We start from the raw sequence: 17,443 nt of genomic DNA on the forward strand, positions 1-17,443 counted from the left end.
CGTAGCTGCCATCCCGTACAGGAGATTTCGCCATGCCTCTGCACGTCATCACCGGAGCCGGCGCCACCGGTGTCGCCACCGCTCAGCTGCTCGCCGAGTCCGGGGAACGCGTCCGCATCGTCAGTCGCAGTGGACGCGGCCCCGAGCACCCGCTCGTCGAACGCGTCGCCGCCGACGTCACCGACGCCGACCGGCTCACCGAACTGCTCAGCGGTGCCCGGACGCTCTACAACTGCGCGGCACCCGCGTACGACCGCTGGCGCGAGGAGTTCCCGCCGCTCGCTGATGCGCTCCTCACGGCCGCCGAACGCGCCGGAACCGACTACGTCATGCTCGGCAACATCTACGGCTACGGCCCGTTCGAGGGGCCGCTGCGGCCGGAGCAGCCGATGGCTCCGACGACCGGCAAAGGCCGCGTACGCGCGGACATGTGGCACCGAGCGCTCGCCGCGCACGAGGCGGGGCGCGTACGCGTCACCGAGATCCGCGCCAGCGACTACCTCGGCCCGCACGCCTTCTCGCTGTACAACCTGATGGTCACGCCGTATCTGCTGGCGGGCGAAGAGGCGCTGTACCCGGCCGATCTGGATGTGGCGCACAGTTGGACGTACACGGGAGACGTGGCCCGTACGCTCGTCGCTGCGGCGGCAGGGCCCGACGAGGTCTGGGGCCGGGCGTGGTTCGTGCCGTCGGTGTCCGACGCCTCCGCGCGCGAGCTGACGGCGCGTCTCGCCGAGGTGGCGAACACGCCCGCACCGCGGCTGGAGCGCATGGGCTCGGACGCGCTTGCGCAGCTTGCGGCCCAGGACTCGGTGATGGCCGAGATCGAGGAGATGCAGTACCTGGATGACCGGGACTGCGTGTTGGACGCGTCTGAGACGGAGGCCGTTCTCGGCGTCAAGCCCGCGGCGCTGGACGACGTCCTCCGCGAAATGGCGGACGCGGCCCGGCAGAGCGTCGGCGGCTGAAGCGTGCTCGCCGGGTGCGTACGTCTCGTGGCGCGCCTCTCGCCGCACACGTCTCGCTCGCCCACGGCTCGCCCCCGCACGTCTCGCCCATAGACATCTCGCCCATAGACATCTCGCCGTACGCATCTCCTCGTGCGCGTCCTGCCGCCGCCCGACCGACCACGCGGGCGGCGGCGGACGGCGGACGGCGGACGGGCGCGCAACCTACGTGACGTGGGCACGGTCGCCGTATGAGGATGGGCAAATGTCTGACAACAGCCTCCCCACGCCCCGTCAGGTTGCCGACGCGTACGTCGACGAGCTCATCGCTCTCGACCCCGTCACCGGGACCATGCTCGGTGTCCCCGAAAGCGCCGGAAAGCTGCCCGATCTCTCCCCAGCGGGCCAGGAGGCGCGCGCGGAGCTGGCGCGGGCTACGCTGGCCAAGCTCGCCGAGGCCGAGCGGCAGCCCGGCGCCGACAGCGATGCCGAGCGGCGCTGCGCGCGTCTGCTGCGCGAGCGGCTGACGGCCGAGCTGGCGGTCCATGATGCCGACGAGGGACTTCGTACTGTCGGCAACCTGGGTACGCCGCTGCACACCGTGCGCGAGGTGTTCACCGTGACGCCCACGCAGACGGACGAGGACTGGGCGGCGGTCGTGGAGCGTCTGCGGGCCGTACCGGGCGCGCTGGCCGGCTATCAGGAGTCGCTCGCGCTCGGCCTTGAGCGGAAGTTGTACGCGAGCCCCCGCCCCACGACCACCTGCATCGCCCAACTCGGCGAGTGGGCCGGCAGCGGCAACGGCCATGACGACAACGAAAGCAACGGGCGCGGCTGGTTCGAGGACTTCGCCGCCGCGGGCCCGGACTCCCTGCGTACCGAACTCGACGAGGCCGGGCGCGCCGCCACCGCCGCCGTCGTGGCGCTGCGCGACTGGATGCGGGACGTGTACGCCCCGGCCATCGCCGACGCCCCGAACACCGTCGGCCGCGAGCGGTACGCCCGCTGGTCGCGCTACTTCAACGGCACCGACCTCGACCTGGACGAGGCGTACGCCTACGGCTGGTCGGAATACCGGCGTCTCCTCGGCGAGATGCGCGCGGAAGCCGAGAAGGTGCTGCCCGGGGCAGGGACGCCCTGGGAGGCGCTGGCCCACCTCGACGAGCACGGCACGCGCATCGAGGGCGTCGACGAAGTCCAGGCGTGGCTGCAAGGCCTCATGGACCGGGCGATCGACGGCCTCGACGGCACGCACTTCGAACTCGCCGAGCCGGTACGCAGGGTCGAGTCCCGCATCGCCCCGCCCGGCAGCGCGGCCGCGCCGTACTACACACCGCCGTCGGAGGACTTCACCCGCCCCGGCCAGACGTGGCTGCCGACCATGGGACGCACCAGCTTCCCGGTCTACGACCTGGTGTCGACCTGGTACCACGAGGGCGTTCCGGGCCATCACCTCCAGCTCGCGCAGTGGGCGTACATCGCCGACAGCCTGTCGCGCTACCAGGCCACCATCGGCATGGTCAGCGCCAACGCCGAGGGCTGGGCACTGTACGCCGAACGCCTCATGGACGAACTCGGCTTCCTCACCGACGCCGAGCAGCGCCTCGGCTACCTCGACGCGCAGATGATGCGCGCGACCCGCGTCATCGTCGACATCGGCATGCACCTGGAGCTGGAGATCCCCGCCGACAGCCCGTTCCACCCCGGCGAGCGCTGGACGCCGGACCTGGCGCAGGAGTTCTTCGGCGCGCACAGCAGCCGGTCCGCCGAGTTCATCGAGAGTGAGCTGACCCGATACCTGACCATCCCGGGCCAGGCCATCGGCTACAAGCTCGGCGAACGCGCGTGGTTGCTGGGCCGCGAGAACGCCCGTCGCGCACACGGGGACGCGTTCGATCTCAAGGCCTGGCACATGGCCGCGCTGTCGCAGGGCTCGCTGGGCTTGGACGACCTGGTGGACGAACTCTCGGCACTCTAACTGCGGTTGCCGCAAAGCTACTTGTGGTCTCCGTACGCCTGCCCGACGGCCGTCGGGGCGGCGCTTCGGGCGCGAACGCCTCTGCCAGGCAAGCCGTTTCGGCTACCTGGCAGAGGCGGTCACGCCCGGCGTGCGTACGCGTCGCTCCGATGCGCGGCTGCGTTCCGTCTTCTCACTCGCGAGCTGCCTTGCGCACGAACTGCGCTGTACGCGAGCCGCGTTGTACACGAGTTGCGTTGTGCACGAGCTGCGTTACGCGGCAATCACCCGGCGGTACGGCTGCACGCAGCGGCCCGGGCGCCCAGCTTCCGGTGGTACCCCAGGAGATTGACGTCCCAGTAAAGCCGGTCGTAACCGACGCCCCACGCCACGACATCGCGGCTCATCAGCGCCTTGTAGAACCCGTTTTCCGGGGTGGGGTCCGTGGCCATGTCGGCGAAGTGGCCGTCGTGGTTGTAGCCGGAGAACATGAACTCCTGGACCAGGTTCGAGTAGATGCCCGCGTCGTTGAGCCGGTCGCGCAGGCCCCGGCCGTCACTTCCGACGGAAGTGAGCCGCTTCATGCCGGCCATGTCCCGGGCGTGGCCGCGCCCGACCTCGCTCGCGCGGTCGGAGACCAGGAGCGGACTCAGCCCTTGCACAGTCCGTTCCTTGTTGATCTCGCAAGTGATGTAGTCGACGTCCGGGTAGTACTCGCGGGCCTGACGTACGTCCGCCGGAACAACCTGCGCCGCCGTCGGGCGGGCGGCGACCTCCGCAGTCGAGGCCGGGGCCGGTGCCGAACCCAGCAGGGACACGGCCGCCACAGCCGCGGCGACGACCGCCACACAGCGCCTACGCTTCACGATGCTCCTCCTGGACGCCCGAACCGGCTCGCTGCCGACACCGCAGACCGTGCCAGCCGACCGGCGCCCCTTCGAGCAACCACGCCGTTGGTTCACTCGCCCGGCGCACCCCGGCCGGCCGCGAGCGCGGGTGGCCTCAGCCAGGCCCGTGGTTGTGGAAGGACTGCGTACGCCGCCGCGAGCGCGAACCCCGGGACGACTACGAGCGGGAACCGACGCTCGCCACCGTACGATTCGGCAGAAGTCCGAACGACAAGCCGAGGGCCCCGCCATGGTCAAGAAGAGTGCCGGAATCATGCTCTACCGCGTCCTCGACAGCGGCGGTGAAGGCGATGCCAACGGCAACAGCATCGTCGAGGTGCTGATCGTGCACCCGGGCGGCCCGTTCTGGGCGCGGAAGGACGCGGGGGCCTGGTCGATCCCGAAGGGCGAGTACCTGGACGACGAGCAGCCGCAAGCGGCCGCCGTACGGGAGTTCGAGGAGGAAACGGGCGCGGTCGTGGACCCGGGCAAGGCCGTCGACCTCGGCTCGGTGACGCAGCGGAACGGCAAGATCGTCACCGCTTGGGCGGTCGAGGACGACTTCGACGTCACCACCCTGGTCAGCAACCACTTCGAGATGGTGTGGCCCCCCGGGTCGGGCACCGTCAGCAGCTTCCCCGAGATCGACCGCGCGCTGTGGTGCACCCCCGAAGTCGCGCGGGAAAAGCTCAACCCGGCCCAAGTAGCTTTCGTGGAAAGGCTGTTGGAGCACCTCGCGGACGACCGCCGGGACGCGGACGACGACGTGCGCTAAGCCGCGGGTCGATGAGCCCGGCAGCGGGGAACACCGTCCCGGACGTGCCGATGGCGATCCACACGTCGGCACGCCGGGCAGCGTCGACCGAGGCACGCATCCTCGCGGCCGAGAGCTGTTCCCCGAACAGGACGACGTCAGGGCGAGCGACGCGTCCGCAGTGCGGGCAGACGGGGACCACTTCGTGGACACTCTCGTCGAACCAGGCACCGTTGCGGGCATGGCATGCCCGCCCCGAGCAACGCGTACGGGACACGCTGCCATGGAGCTCGGTGGCGTTCGTCGATCCCGCCCTGGCGTGGAGCCCGTCGACGTTCTGAGTGGCGATGTGCACGTCGAAGTCGGCTTCGGCGGCAACCAACGCCTGGCGTGCCGGGTTCGGTCGAGCGCGGGATGCGGCGCGACGCAGTTCGTTCCAGTGGCCCCAGGCCTGTTGGGCCTTGCCGCGCCAGCGCGATGCGGTCGTGAGCTTCGCGATGTCCGGGTCGCTGTCCCACATGCCACCGCCGCCCCGGTACACGGGCAGCCCTGAGGGGGCGGACATGCCGGCCCCGGTGAGGACCGCAAGCCGCGGCCTGCGGTCAGCAGCTATCGCATCACTCATACCGATCATTGTCGGACCTGGCGCAGCGCCCTGACACCGGGTTCTCCCCGGCGACGCCGGGCGGCAAGTGGCGGGCAGCGGCCGACGGGTGCCCGGCCTCAAGGGATGCCGCGTGCACCGTCATGGCGAGTCGCCGGCGGCCGCCCCTTAACATCTGGCGAACATGACATGACTCTTGAAGGGGACGCTTCCGAGCCATGGCGGGCGAAGTCCCCGAGCCCCCTCAGCCCCGCTACACCGTCGACGCAGGCGGGTCACAGGTCCTCAGCCGCGGGGCCGACGCGGTCGTGTACGCGGCGACCGACAACGTGACCGACAGCCCTGTCGCCATGAAGGTGCTGCACAACGACGACCCCAGGCCGTTGCGGGCTTCCGCCAGGAGGCGGACATGCTCATGCGCGTCCAAAGCCCCCATGTCGTAGCGGGCCTTGCGCAAGGCGAATTCGACAATGGCGCTCCGTACGTCGTCATGGAGCGGTTGAGCGGGACCGACCTGAAGACCCACCTCTCCACGGCAGGGGGACCGCTCAGCCTCGACGAGACGCTGCGCATCGGCGCGGGCATCGCCGCGGGGCTGAGCGCGACGCACGACGCGGGGATCGTGCACCGCGACGTGGAGCCGGAGAACGTGATGCTCGGCACGGACGGCAGCGTCAAACTCGTCGACCTGGGAATCGCGGCCTATCAGGATCCCGCGGTGCCCGACCTGAACCCGAACGCCGGATCCATCGGATACCTCGCGCCGGAGCGGATCCCGACGTCGGAGCAGCCTCCACCGCGGGGCGAACCGGCCACCGACTTGTACGGACTGGGCTCCGTGATCTACGAGATGGCTTCCGGGGGCAAGGCCTTCCCCGGCAGCGATGTCGTCGCTGTCCTGACCGCGCAAGTACACGGCGATGTGCAGCCACTCGACCAAGTCGCGGACGTACCCAAGGATGTCGCGGACCTGGTGACCGGCCTCATGCAGCCGTCCCCTGACGCGCGGCCGCAGCAAGCAGCGGACGTACAGCAGCAGTTGGTCGCATTCGCCGCACGGGAGACTACGGCCGACACGGCTCAGGACGTGACGCAGATTGCCGCCCTGGGTATGGACGGGGCCCATACGGCGCTGTCGGCCGGACGAGACGCGGGCAGTGACGTCGGGCGCGACCAGCAGGGGCAGGGCCCTGGCCCCGGACGGGAGTCCGCCGCAATGCAACCAGGCGACGCAGCCGCCACCACGCCGGCGCCGGGTCCGCAGGACCAGACGTCCGGGAACCAGCCGGATCTCGGCCCGGACCCACCGTCGGCAGAGCTCTCGAAGGAGATGTGAGCACAGCGCGGTGAGCACAGCGCGCGCAGGTGATCGCTGTCCCCCGGCGGGTCAGGGTCGACACCTACGCCGTCCCCTTCACCGTGCTTCCCGCACAGCGGCCCGAGCTGCCGAATCGTCAGGTTCGTACGTATATAGAACGCGGCCGCCAAGTCCCGGTCTTCGAACGACAGTGCCTACGGCCGACCCGATCGGGTCGGATCCGACGCATGGGCATGAAGGGCCCTCCCCGTGACCCGGCCGTGCCGGTGGCTATCATTCCCGGCGTATTCGAGGGGAGACGTCGGGTGCCCGCCAACGAGGGCCGCCAGTCAGCCAACGGGGACGCCGGACGCCGCGGCAACCGGGGCGGCAGCGGCCGTCACTTCCGGCGCCAGTGTGTCCCGTCGGAGACGGAACGCTCCACGCAACCGTGCGGCCCGATATGGGCGGTGATGCCATGACGTGTCCGGAGACGCCGACGCATCGGCGGTCAGGCGGCGATCTCGCGCGACCCCTCCCGCCCGGTTCTTCAGGCCGTCACAGGCTCGGCCCGGATGGTCGCAGGCGACCGGCGTCGGTGCCGGCTCCCGTGCCCTGCTATCCGGGTACGGGCGCGGCGCCCGACGTCGACGTGTGGCGGGAGATCCTGCGGGACTCGATCGTCGAACTGGACGCCACTCCGCTCGGACCGCCGGATCGTCACGCCTATACGGGATGGGTGCACGTCCTGGACCTCGGGGCGGTCAGCATCAGCGACGTCGCGTCGGACCCGGTGCGTGTCGCCCGCACTCCCCGCCTGATCAGTCGCAACCCCGTGGACTTCTACCACCTCCTTCTCGCCCGGCGTCCCAGCCGAGCGGCCGCCGGTACCTACCACGGACTGCTTCGGCCGGGCGACGCCGTGCTGGTCGACTCGACCCAGCCGTACTCGCTCACCGCCGACAGGTTCGCGCACTACCTGTCGATCAACGTGCCTCGGTCCGCTTTGCGGCGGGACCTCGCCGCCGCGCCGGTTCCCGGCGGCGTCATCCCGACCCGCGACCCGATGCTTCGGGTGCTGGCCGCGGTCGTCACAGAACTCGGTCGCAACGTGAATGACCTGACGACCGAGACGATGGCCGAAGTCGGGCACACCACCTACGAATTGCTGATGTCCACGCTTCGCGCGTCGATGGGTGCCGGCGCCCGCCCCGGCGACGTACACCTGTCGCGCACCGCACAGTTGGCACGCATGCGGGTGTTCATCCGCCGGCACTTGGCCGACCCCGCCCTGTCGCCGCGCATGCTCGCGGACGCTTTCGGGGTCTCGATCCGCTACGTCGAACTCGTCTTCCGCGAGTCCGGCTCCTCCCCCGCGCGGTCCATCCGCGACACGCGGCTGGACGAGGCGCGGCGGATGCTTGCGGACCCTCGGCAAAGACACCGGTCGATCGCCGCGGTCGCCCACTCCGTCGGAATCGGTGATCCCGACGTCCTGGCCCGGGCCTTCCGCGGCCGGTACGGAACCACCCCGCGCGAGTACCGACACGACCGCGCCTCCGGCATCCGCTGATCCACCACCCTGCTTTGCGCTCGTCGATCGTGGCCGCAATCGCGCGAGGACCTCGGGTTCCCCGGACGTCACCGAGCCCACCGGTACGTCGCCTCCGCGCTGTTCGTGAATCGCCGGGCGGCGGTACGCGGATCACCGGCTGCATCGACTCGGGATTGACATCGTGGACGCGTTCACCACGAGGCAAGATCCACTGCCGAGACGTCAGACTCGGCACGTGATGTTGTGGGGGGATAACGATCGACACAAGATCGCAGCCGAATCCTTCGCGATCCCACCGCAAGTCGACGCACCCGAGCTGCGGTACCCACGACCGGTGTTGTCGCCGGACCGACTGCCGTGGCGGGTTGCGCAATCGCGGTAGCGGTACGGCCGCTCGGGGACGTCGCGGGGCCCTTCACTGCCTGCGTTCACCCGCGCGGACCTGTGCCGCCGCCCAGTCCGCCCACTCGCGTTGGGCGGCACTGATGCGCCGGCCGTACTCGAGCGCGATCTTGCCGTAGACCGACAGTGGATCCTGGCCCCAGTCGATCGAGTCGGACAGTTCCTCGAAGCCGGCGAGGCGCGCCGCGGCGGCCTCGCCCTGCCGGGCCAGATAGTCGGCGACCTCGACGGCGATCCAGGTGCTCGGCTTTGTGCTGCCCGCGTTGTTCACCGCGCGCTACCCGGAGTACGCCCGCCGCCGCGCCACCGCCTGACACCAACGGCAGTTCCCAGGCCGCGTGTTGAACCCCGGCCCGCGACGCCCGCCGGCCGTCGGGCTGTCCGACGGGGACGTGAACACACGGCCTATCTCCAGGCGGTGTACGGGCATTCGTAGGTCCGGTCGTAGAACGCCTGCAACAACGGCGTCCCGACCTCAGGCAGGCGGGCGAGGTGGTCGAAGAAGAGCCGCTCGTCCGGTCGGAACGGTACGGCGGATGGTGGCGGCGGCGCGTAGTCGTCCCGCAGGACGTCGTCCGGCATACGGCCGGTGGCCGGTATCGGCGCCTGGCGCTCTGGGAAGGCCAGATGGCGCCACACGTCGAACGACAGCGGCACCACGGCGGGCTCGGACGCGCTCCCGGGCAACTGCCATGTCCGGCCGGTCTGCGGATGAACCGGCACGAGGACAAGGTCGGCGTCAGGCGTCGGCAGTCCCGGCCCGGCGAGGGCCAGCGTCAGTTCCGGCGGGCCCTGCGGTAGGACCGCGCGCAGCGGTCGCCGGAACGTGTGTGCGACCAGGCCGTCGGGCACCGCCACCGAAACACCGCCGCACGCCGCGAGCAGGTGCGCCAGCGCGACACCGACGGCGGCTGCCCACTCAGGCTCCCACCAGCCGTACCCGTCGCGCGGCGGCGTGCCGGGCCGGTTGCGGAGCAGCGCCTCCCAGGTGTCCGGCGGCGGCGAGGGAGCGACGTCGGAAATGCGGCGGACCGCCGTCGGGTCCAGCCACACCGCCCGCCACAGCGCGTGATCGTCGAGCAGCGTCGCCACCGCCTCGCCGCAGTGCTCGCACGCGAGGTTGGGGCCGTCGCGACCGTCAAGTCCACAGCAGTAGCCGTCCCGGCGCTCGGGGATGACCACGGTGCCACGTACGTCACCGGGGGCGACGACCACCGCTCCTGCGGGCCCGAAGGACACCACGGGCACCGGCGCGAAGAGCCCGCGCGGCGACGTCGTCCGCGGCGACCTCCGACCATCGCCGCCACGGCGGTCCGAACGGCTCCGGATCGACGGCGTACGTACCCGACTCCATCAGCACCGGCATGAGCTCGCAGCTGTAGTGCTGCCGTGCATGCACCGGCAGGGCCACCCGCCGGACAGGCACGGTGAGTTCCGCCCCGCACGCCGCACACTCGAATGCATCCAACGGTGCCCCCCATCACGGCAAACACAGCGATGATCCCAACCCCGCCCCGAGCTCCCAACCGAATTTCCGGCAGCGCACTCGGCATCGGACGGACGAGCAGCCGGAATTGCCGACCGGGCTGTGCGGAGACCTCCGGTCGAACGCCAGCGGCATGTGGTGGAGTACGTGTCTGTTGTCGAAGGCGCACTGTGTGGAGGTCGTGCTGATGGCCGACGACGAGTCGATCCTCGCGAAGCCGACGCCGGAGCCGGACGGCGAACTACGGTACGGGCCGGAGGACGAGCACGTCGCGGACCTGTGGCTGCCCGCCAAGGCCGCCGCCGTCGGCACCGGCACACCGCTCGTGCTGCTGGTGCACGGCGGGTTCTGGCGGCCGGCCTACGACCGCGTGCACACCCGGCACATGGCGGCCGCATTGCGTGACGCGGGCTGGCCGGTGGCGGCGCTTGAGTACCGGCGCGTCCCGGGCACGCCGGAGGCGACGACGGACGACGTACGGCTGGCTCTGCGCGAGGTGCCGTCGCAACCCGCGCTGGGCGCCGGGCATTTGCCGACCGTCCTGATGGGGCACTCGGCGGGTGGTCAGCTCGTCCTCTGGGCCGCGTCGGTGTGCCCGCCGGGGCGTCTGCTGGGCACCGTCGCGTTGTCACCGGTGACCGACCTCGCGGCCGCCGACGCCGCGGGCCTGGGCGGCGGAGCGGTCCGGGCCTTCCTCGGTACGTCCCCCGCTGCCCGCCCGGACCTCGACCCGCTGCGCCTGGACACGCCCGACACCCCGGTGACCCTGGTTCACGGGGCCGAGGACGCCACAGTCCCGCTCGCCCTGAGCCACACGTACGCGGCGGCACACCCCTCCACACGACTCGTCGCCGTCCCGAAGGCGGGCCACTACGACGTGATCGACCCCTCCTCGGAGGCATGGCAGCACGTGACAGCGGAACTCACCTCGGTGTCCAAGCGACGCCCCTTGTAGCGCTTTGCCGAACACTGTCGGGTCGGATCCGCGGAGTCCGTTACGCCTACGAGGACTTCGGCGTCGGCGGACTTTGGGGCGGAGTGAAGCCGACGAGCATTTTGTGGGTCGTGCCGCCGCCGTCGTGGCCGACTACTGCCATGCCGTCGGTGTCCATCACGTGTTCCCAGTCGCGCAGCAGCGTCTCCGTGGTCATGTTGCGATCGACCAGGCCCTCAGTGGTGGACCACACCACTCGACTGACGTACCCGGCGCCCGCCGCAAAGCACTCGCCGGTGACCGGGCATTCCTCGTGTGCGAGCAGGTTGACCAGGGGCGTGAGGAACTCCGGGCGCATCCAGGCGTTGAGTTCGTCCGACGGGGGGATCGGGCCGAAGCCGGTGCCGGGGCGGGTCTTCGCGTATGGCGCGATGACGTTGACCTTGATGCCGAGCCCGGCACCCTCGGTCGCCATCTGGCGGGTGAGGCCGATGACGCCCGCCTTCGCACCGCCGTACGCGGACAGGCCCGGCACGCCCGCGAACGCCGATCCTGAACTCACGTTCACAATGCGGCCGTAGCCCTGCGCGGCCATCAGACGCCAAGCCGGGCGCGTGACATGGAAGACGCTCGCGATCTGCGTGGCCAGCACCGGGTCCACCAACTCCGGGGAGAGGTCGGCGAACGGGGCGGTACGCACGACTCCCGCATTGTTGACGACGATGTCGACGCGTCCGAACGCCTCGACGGCCGTGTCGACGATCGCGGCGCCGCCCTCCTCCGTCGCCACCGAGTCGGTGCTCACGACCGCCTCGCCGCCCAGCGCCTCGATCTCGCGGACGACGGCGACCGCCGGGTTCTCGGCCGGCCCGACACCGGAGCCGTCGGTGTCGCTGATCGCCACACCCAGGTCGTTGACGACGACGCGGGCGCCGCGTTCGGCGAGGGCCAGGGCGTACACCCGGCCGAGATTGCGGCCCGCGCCGGTGACGACGGCGACGCGGTTGTCGAAGCGGAGTGGGTCCATGGCTGTGTGCACCTCGGCTGTACGTCTGGACGTCGGGCCCTCCGGCCCGCTGCGGCGCCGCAGATCGGATCGGAGCGATCGGAGCGGATCGGAACCGACAAGATACTAGACTCCATCAAGTAAAAGGAGTCCGCCAAGACGTAGGGCCGGATCGACCACCCAGCGCCGTGCCCGACTACTTCGGCAGTTTGCCCCAGAAGTCGGCGGCCACCTCCTTGGCGGCGGCGCACACCTTCTCCTCGTTGGGCTCGCTGGGCGCGAGGACGACGACCTCGGCTATCTCCGCCGACTTCGTGTCCGCGAGTGCGGCGCCCGTCGTCGCGACGGAGCAGCGGCCGGGCAGGCGGTACGCGGGCGCGGCCTCTTCGTACTCGACCGTCGACGCGCGTCCGGCGATCTGGACCTGCTTGGCCGGGTCGCCGGCGAGCGCGGAGGTCCTGAGGCCGACTCGGACCAGGACGACCGTGGCATTCGCATCGTTGCCGGCCGGGCCGACCGAGCAGTTGAAGCCGGTCGCGTTCGGGACCTTGTTGATGGCCAGACCCGGCACCTTTGCGAGGGCGCTGTCCGAGACCTCGTCGCACGGACGCAGCTTCACGAAGGACTTCGGCGCGTAGGTGCGCACCGCCAGGCCGCCGTCGGCGACGAGCTTGCTCCCGGCCTCGACGACGGCGTCCGCGATCGCGCAGACGTCGGCGCGGGCTGCGGCGGCGTTGCCACGTACGTCGACCTTGGTCGCCTTCATGTCCTTGTCCACGAGAGCGCGTTGGCAGGACGTTGTGCCGTCACCCTCGTGAGTGAACGAGACGATGCGGAGGCCGTTCGCCTCGCGGACGGTGGCTCCCTTGGCGGGTTCCGCGAGGGCCTTCTCCTCGACCGCGATGTCGGCGAGATCGACGGCGACGTCGACCGAGCCGCCCACGGCGGCGAGCATGTTCACGGTGCAACTGTTGTACGTGACACCGGGGTTGGACGTGATCGGATCCTTGGCTGGGAGCGGGGACGCGCCGGGTCGAGTGGCGGGTGGGGACTTCGCCGCGGCGTAGGAGGTGAGGGCTTCGTGGGCGACGAAGGAGCAGGGATCGACCGTGCGTACGTCGATCTTTCCCTTGCCAGAGGTGGTGTCCCCCTTGCCCGGGGCCGACGAGGACGGCTTGCCGACACCCGACGAGACGCCTCCGGCGGCGCCGGGTTGCTCGGTGGACCCGAACGGCAGCTTGCCGGAACCGGCGTCGTCCCCGCCGCTGCCGCAGGCGCTGACGAGCAGCCCGGCGAACGCGACGGCGGTGGTGGTGCGGAGGAGTTGGGCACGAGAGGTTCGTACGCGTGGCGCGGTGGTCCTGAGCAAGGCGGTTCCTCAAATCCCGAACGCCGCGCGAGGGTGCGAGCGGCGGCATCCGTCGAGTGGGGGCAGGGCGGGACGGCGCTGCTGGGGGGACGCCCCGGAGCCGGGGTCGCGTCGGTCGGCGTCCCGGCGTGATCCACTCTGCGGGCACGCGGGATCGGGAACATGGCCCAGATGGCGTATTTGCGCCGGGAAGCGTATGCCGGGCGCCGAACGAGTCGTGCCGCTGCGAGAACGACCGAGCGACCGGGTCAGTCCCCTGCGCGGGCCGCGCGCGAGACCCAGACCCTCACAAGACGCGACACCTCAAAGCCCGAATACCCGCCGCGCGAATTGCTCAGCGGCGTCTTCGCGACCGCCGCCGCCCGCACGGGGCTGTCGACCCCGCTGACGCTGGGCGCTGTCGAATGTGAAGTCCGACGCGTTGACGACTGCTAGAAGTCGGGCGTGACCCGTAGCGTGCTCAGCGCCTCGGGCTGGGTCTTGTCGGTCAGCGACCAGCCCGGCAAGCCGCCCCAGGCGATGGACAGCCGCAGGTAGTCGACGAGGGTGTCGACACCGCAGCGTATTCGGTGGGCGGGGCTGCCGAGGGATGCCGCTACAGGCGGTGCTGGGCGGAGAGGGCCTTGAGGACGGACATGGCCGCGTCGGCTTCGTCGTGTGGAACGAAGATGTGGTCGTGGTAGAAGCCGGCCACGACGTTGCAGCTCAGGCCGAAGTCGGCGAGGTGGGTGGCCACCGCGGCGGTGAGGCCGACGGCGTCGAGGGCGGAGTGCACGCGCAGGATGATCCAGGCGGCGCGGAAGTCGTACGAGAAGCCCGCGGCGTCGGCCTGCTCCTGCGGGAGGACGAGCGTGGTGCCTTCGGCCTCGGCGACGGTGACGGCGATGTCGAAGCCCTCGGGGGCGGGGCCTTTCACCGAAGTGAAGACCCATACGCCCGCCCGGAGTTCAGGCTCCATCGTGCCGAGAAGTCGCCGGAGGTCGCGCTCACCTGTCATGAAGTGATTTTGATGGTGTTTGTTGTGATCTTTTGGGTACGACGCGCCGAAGGATCATGCGAGCTTGAGAGCGAACCACACGCGCTTGCCGGTGGGCGACGGGGCCACGCCGGACTCCTCCGCCAGGAGGGAGACGAGCGGCAGCCCCCGCCCGGACTCGGCGGCGTGGCACGGCGACGGCGACGACGTCGGGGGGAAGGCGGGGAGCGTGCGGTCGCCGTCCTCGACAGTGACGAGGAGGAGGCGGCATGCCTCGTCGCGGAGTACTTCGAGGTGCAGCGGACTGCCGGGCGCAACGTGGCGGACGGCGTTGGAGACGAGCTCGCTGGTGAGGAGCCGCGCGGTGTCGGCGGTATCGGCGGACGCGTCGAGGCCCAGGGTGCAGTCGCGCACGAAGTTGCGGAGGTGTCGCACGAGTTCGGGAGCGACGGGACAGGTGACGGCGGCCAACGGAGTCAGGAAGTGGTGGCCAGGGCCGACGGATGGAGCGTGGACGTGCGTGGCCGCGGGCATGCGACCTCCCTGTTACGTGATGATCCGGACACCGACTGTTACTGCATATCGGCAGCGTGTCATGCATGCATAATGCACGGCAGCTGATTGGCGAAATTCGCTCGATCGGGTCCGGATACGGCGAACGCCCGGCACGATTCCGCGAGTTGGTGGATCATGCCGGGCGAGTAGGAGGACGACCATGACAGGAGTGCCCAGCTACGCACGCCGTCGCCTCGGCGCGGAACTCCGGCGCCTTCGTGGGGACGCCGGGTTGTCCGGCGACGACGCTGCGGAGGCATGCGGATGGGATCAGTCGAAGATCAGCCGCATCGAGACCGCCAAGGTGGCGCTGTCGCGGCACGACCTGCACCGCCTGTTCGGGCTCTACGGGGTGCAGCCCGAGGACACGGAGCGACTGGAGGCCCTTCTTGCGGACACGCGGGGCAGACGGTGGTGGGCGGAGTTCGCGGACGTGCTCAACACGGCATATGAGGAACTGATCTCACTTGAGGCTTACGCCTCGGAGATCGGATCGGCGAACGGCAGCCTGGTGGTCGGCCTGCTGCAAACGCGCGAGTACGCCGCGGCGGTGGTGAACTCCGGGCCCATGGTGCCTGACCCCGATCGCGCGGACGCGCTTGTCGAGATCCGCTTGCGGCGTCAGCGCGTGCTCACCGACCCGAACCCGGCGGCGCTCACCGCGGTCCTGTCGGAGGGTGTGCTGCAATGCGAAATCGGCGGACGACAAGTTCTCGCCGGACAGTTGCGGCACCTACTGGAGCTGAGCGAGCTCCCCCATGTGACGATCCGCGTGTTGCCTTCGAGTTCGACCGCAAATGCACACATCGGCGGTATCACCTTGTTCGACTTTGCCGAGTTGCACGACCCCAGCGTGCTGTTCATCGAGTACCAAGGGGGCATGCTGGTGAAGGAGAGTGATCGCGACATCCGACGCTATCGACGCCACTTGGAGTACCTGTCGACGAGTGCGCTCTCCGCTGAGGAGTCACGGAAGCACATCGCGACGAAGCTGAGGGCGCTTTGAGCACTGATCACGTTTGGCGCAGGTCGAGTTACTCGGGTCACGAGGGCGAGTGCGTCGAGGTAGCTGCGCCCGCACACGACGTCGGCGTTCGAGACAGCAAGCTCCCCGGTCGGGGGCACATCACCGTCCCGTGCACCACCTGGGCGGCCTTCGTCAGGGTGCTCAAGCAACAGGGCTGAAGAGGGGTCGGGCGGCCGGGCTCGGGGAGAGCCGGCCGCCCGGGTGTACCACTCTCGCTCAGGCCGCTGGGGCGATCTTGGCCATGCCGTTGATGATGCGGTCCATGGCGTCCCCGCCGCGCGGGTCCGTCAGATTCGCGAGCATCTTCAGCACGAACCGCATCATCATCGGGTGCGGGAGGCCGTGCTTCGTCGCGAAGTTCATCACCTTCGGCTCGCCGATGAGCTTCACGAACAACCGGCCCAGCGTGTAGTAACCGCCGTACGTCTGCTTCAGGATGCGCGGGTAGTCGTGCAGCGCGCGCTCCCGGCCCTCCGGCGTGTTGCGCGCGAGGGCCTGCGCGATGACCTGGGCGGCGATCTCGCCCGACTCCATCGCATACGCGATGCCCTCGCCGTTGAACGGGTTCACCATCCCGCCCGCGTCGCCGACGAGGAGCAACCCCTTCGTGTAGTGCGGCTGGCGGTTGAAGCCCATGGGCAGCGCCGCACCTCGAATGGGGCCCTCCTGGTTCTCCTCGGTGTAGCCCCACTCCTCCGGCATGCCCGCGACCCACGCCTTCAACAGGTCGCGGTAGTCGATGTCCTTGAAGGAGTCCGAGGTGTTGAGCAGGCCCAGACCCACGTTGGACGTACCGTCGCCCATGCCGAAGATCCAGCCGTAGCCCGGCAGCAGGTCGTTCTTGCCGTCACGCTTGTCCCACAGCTCCAGCCACGACTCCAGGTAGTCGTCCTCGTGGCGCGGGGACTTGAAGTACGTCCGCACCGCGACACCCATCGGCCGGTCCTCGCGGCGGTGCAGGCCCATCGCGAGGGACAGCCGCGTCGAGTTGCCGTCCGCCGCGACGACGACCGGCGCGCGGAAGATCTTCTCCTCCTTCGAGGCGCCGACCTTGGCCCGGACACCGACGATCCGGCCGGTGCGCTCGTCGAGCACCGGGCCGGTCACATTCGTACGCTCGTGCACCTTCGCCCCCGCGGACGCGGCCTGGCGCGCGAGGATCTCGTCGAAGTCGGTGCGCTTGCGCACCAGGCCGTAGTTCGGGAACGAGGCGAGGTCGGGCCAGTCGAGCTGGAGCGTCATGCCGCCGCCGAGGATGCGCAGCCCCTTGTTGGGCAGCCAACCCGCCTCCGGCGAGATGTCGATGCCCATCGACACCAACTGCTTGACCGCGCGCGGCGTCAGCCCGTCGCCGCAAACCTTCTCGCGCGGGAATGCCGTCTTCTCCAGAAGCAGCACGCTGCGCCCGGCCTTTGCCAGGTGGTACGCCGTCGTCGATCCCGCCGGGCCGGCGCCGACCACGATGACATCGGCCTCGTGCGCGGAGTCCGCGGCACCCGAGCCGGTGCGGGAGGCGGCAAGGGACGCGGTGGACTCGTCAGACTTGGTCTCGGTCAACGCGGCTCTCCTGGGGTGCGCCGATGGGTTCGGGTGCCGAGAGGTTCGGCGTACTGCGGTTGGTGCTGCGACTCGCTACAGCAAGTCGGTCGTGCAAGTCGGTAGTGCCACACGGTGTTGCAACTCAGGG

At 70.1% G+C, this 17,443-nt stretch carries 17 protein-coding genes; 8 read left to right on the forward strand and 9 right to left on the reverse strand.

The window, feature by feature from the left end:
* The first annotated feature begins 32 nt into the window (after window positions 1–32).
* Window positions 33–968, forward strand: coding sequence for an NAD-dependent epimerase/dehydratase family protein (locus tag ACWD12_RS03280; protein WP_450098070.1), 936 nt, complete (start codon window positions 33–35; stop codon window positions 966–968).
* 244 nt (window positions 969–1,212) lie between these two features.
* Entirely contained in the window at window positions 1,213–2,925 is a 1,713-nt protein-coding gene (locus tag ACWD12_RS03285) for a DUF885 domain-containing protein (RefSeq protein WP_450098071.1), read from the forward strand.
* Between the two features lie 263 nt (window positions 2,926–3,188).
* Here the strand turns inward: ACWD12_RS03285 and ACWD12_RS03290 are convergent, their stop codons facing one another.
* Window positions 3,189–3,770, reverse strand: coding sequence for a CAP domain-containing protein (locus tag ACWD12_RS03290; protein ID WP_450098072.1), 582 nt, complete (start codon window positions 3,768–3,770; stop codon window positions 3,189–3,191).
* A gap of 271 nt (window positions 3,771–4,041) precedes the next feature.
* On the opposite strand from ACWD12_RS03290, the gene ACWD12_RS03295 reads away from it, so the two are divergent.
* The gene (locus tag ACWD12_RS03295; protein ID WP_450098073.1) at window positions 4,042–4,566 is read left to right on the forward strand and encodes an NUDIX domain-containing protein; all 525 of its coding nucleotides are present in this window, start codon (window positions 4,042–4,044) and stop codon (window positions 4,564–4,566) included.
* Here the strand turns inward: ACWD12_RS03295 and ACWD12_RS03300 are convergent.
* The gene (locus tag ACWD12_RS03300) at window positions 4,481–5,179 is read right to left on the reverse strand and encodes an SIR2 family NAD-dependent protein deacylase (protein WP_450098074.1); all 699 of its coding nucleotides are present in this window, start codon (window positions 5,177–5,179) and stop codon (window positions 4,481–4,483) included. The two genes, ACWD12_RS03295 and ACWD12_RS03300, sit on opposite strands and share 86 nt — an antisense overlap.
* 166 nt (window positions 5,180–5,345) lie before the next feature.
* On the opposite strand from ACWD12_RS03300, the gene ACWD12_RS03305 reads away from it, so the two are divergent.
* Together ACWD12_RS03305 and ACWD12_RS03310 are read left to right on the forward strand one after the other, a co-directional pair.
* The gene (locus ACWD12_RS03305; protein ID WP_450098075.1) at window positions 5,346–6,485 is read left to right on the forward strand and encodes a serine/threonine-protein kinase; all 1,140 of its coding nucleotides are present in this window, start codon (window positions 5,346–5,348) and stop codon (window positions 6,483–6,485) included.
* Between the two features lie 571 nt (window positions 6,486–7,056).
* A complete protein-coding gene (locus ACWD12_RS03310) occupies window positions 7,057–8,019 on the forward strand; it encodes an AraC-like ligand-binding domain-containing protein (protein WP_450098076.1) in 963 nt (320 codons plus the stop codon).
* Between the two features lie 397 nt (window positions 8,020–8,416).
* Here ACWD12_RS03310 and ACWD12_RS03315 read toward each other — a convergent pair whose 3' ends face one another.
* Entirely contained in the window at window positions 8,417–8,674 is a 258-nt protein-coding gene (locus ACWD12_RS03315) for a hypothetical protein (protein ID WP_450098077.1), read from the reverse strand.
* A 134-nt stretch (window positions 8,675–8,808) separates the two neighbouring features.
* The gene (locus ACWD12_RS03320) at window positions 8,809–9,651 is read right to left on the reverse strand and encodes a hypothetical protein (protein WP_450098078.1); all 843 of its coding nucleotides are present in this window, start codon (window positions 9,649–9,651) and stop codon (window positions 8,809–8,811) included.
* A gap of 410 nt (window positions 9,652–10,061) precedes the next feature.
* On the opposite strand from ACWD12_RS03320, the gene ACWD12_RS03325 reads away from it, so the two are divergent.
* Complete coding sequence (locus tag ACWD12_RS03325) at window positions 10,062–10,844, forward strand: alpha/beta hydrolase (protein WP_450098079.1); 783 nt, start codon at window positions 10,062–10,064, stop codon at window positions 10,842–10,844.
* A gap of 46 nt (window positions 10,845–10,890) precedes the next feature.
* On the opposite strand, the gene ACWD12_RS03330 is transcribed toward ACWD12_RS03325, so the two are convergent.
* From ACWD12_RS03330 to ACWD12_RS03345, 4 genes are all read right to left on the reverse strand, one after another.
* Complete coding sequence (locus tag ACWD12_RS03330; RefSeq protein WP_450098080.1) at window positions 10,891–11,850, reverse strand: SDR family NAD(P)-dependent oxidoreductase; 960 nt, start codon at window positions 11,848–11,850, stop codon at window positions 10,891–10,893.
* A 175-nt stretch (window positions 11,851–12,025) separates the two neighbouring features.
* On the reverse strand, window positions 12,026–13,198 hold the full coding sequence (locus tag ACWD12_RS03335) for a hypothetical protein (protein ID WP_450098081.1): 1,173 nt from the start codon (window positions 13,196–13,198) through the stop codon (window positions 12,026–12,028).
* A 595-nt stretch (window positions 13,199–13,793) separates the two neighbouring features.
* Window positions 13,794–14,195, reverse strand: a complete 402-nt coding sequence (locus ACWD12_RS03340; protein WP_358358794.1) for an ACT domain-containing protein — start codon at window positions 14,193–14,195, stop codon at window positions 13,794–13,796.
* Between the two features lie 54 nt (window positions 14,196–14,249).
* Entirely contained in the window at window positions 14,250–14,708 is a 459-nt protein-coding gene (locus ACWD12_RS03345) for an ATP-binding protein (protein ID WP_450098082.1), read from the reverse strand.
* A 181-nt stretch (window positions 14,709–14,889) separates the two neighbouring features.
* Here ACWD12_RS03345 and ACWD12_RS03350 point away from each other — a divergent pair, with 181 nt between their 5' ends.
* Both ACWD12_RS03350 and ACWD12_RS03355 read left to right on the forward strand, forming a co-directional pair.
* Complete coding sequence (locus tag ACWD12_RS03350) at window positions 14,890–15,735, forward strand: helix-turn-helix domain-containing protein (RefSeq protein WP_450098083.1); 846 nt, start codon at window positions 14,890–14,892, stop codon at window positions 15,733–15,735.
* Window positions 15,732–15,914, forward strand: a complete 183-nt coding sequence (locus ACWD12_RS03355) for a DUF397 domain-containing protein (RefSeq protein WP_450098084.1) — start codon at window positions 15,732–15,734, stop codon at window positions 15,912–15,914. The genes ACWD12_RS03350 and ACWD12_RS03355 overlap by 4 nt, the downstream gene beginning before the upstream one ends.
* A 58-nt stretch (window positions 15,915–15,972) precedes the next feature.
* Here the strand turns inward: ACWD12_RS03355 and ACWD12_RS03360 are convergent, their stop codons facing one another.
* Window positions 15,973–17,220, reverse strand: coding sequence for a geranylgeranyl reductase family protein (locus ACWD12_RS03360; RefSeq protein WP_358358837.1), 1,248 nt, complete (start codon window positions 17,218–17,220; stop codon window positions 15,973–15,975).
* Window positions 17,221–17,443 lie beyond the last annotated feature (223 nt).

It is taken from the genome of Streptodolium elevatio (genome assembly GCF_053592165.1).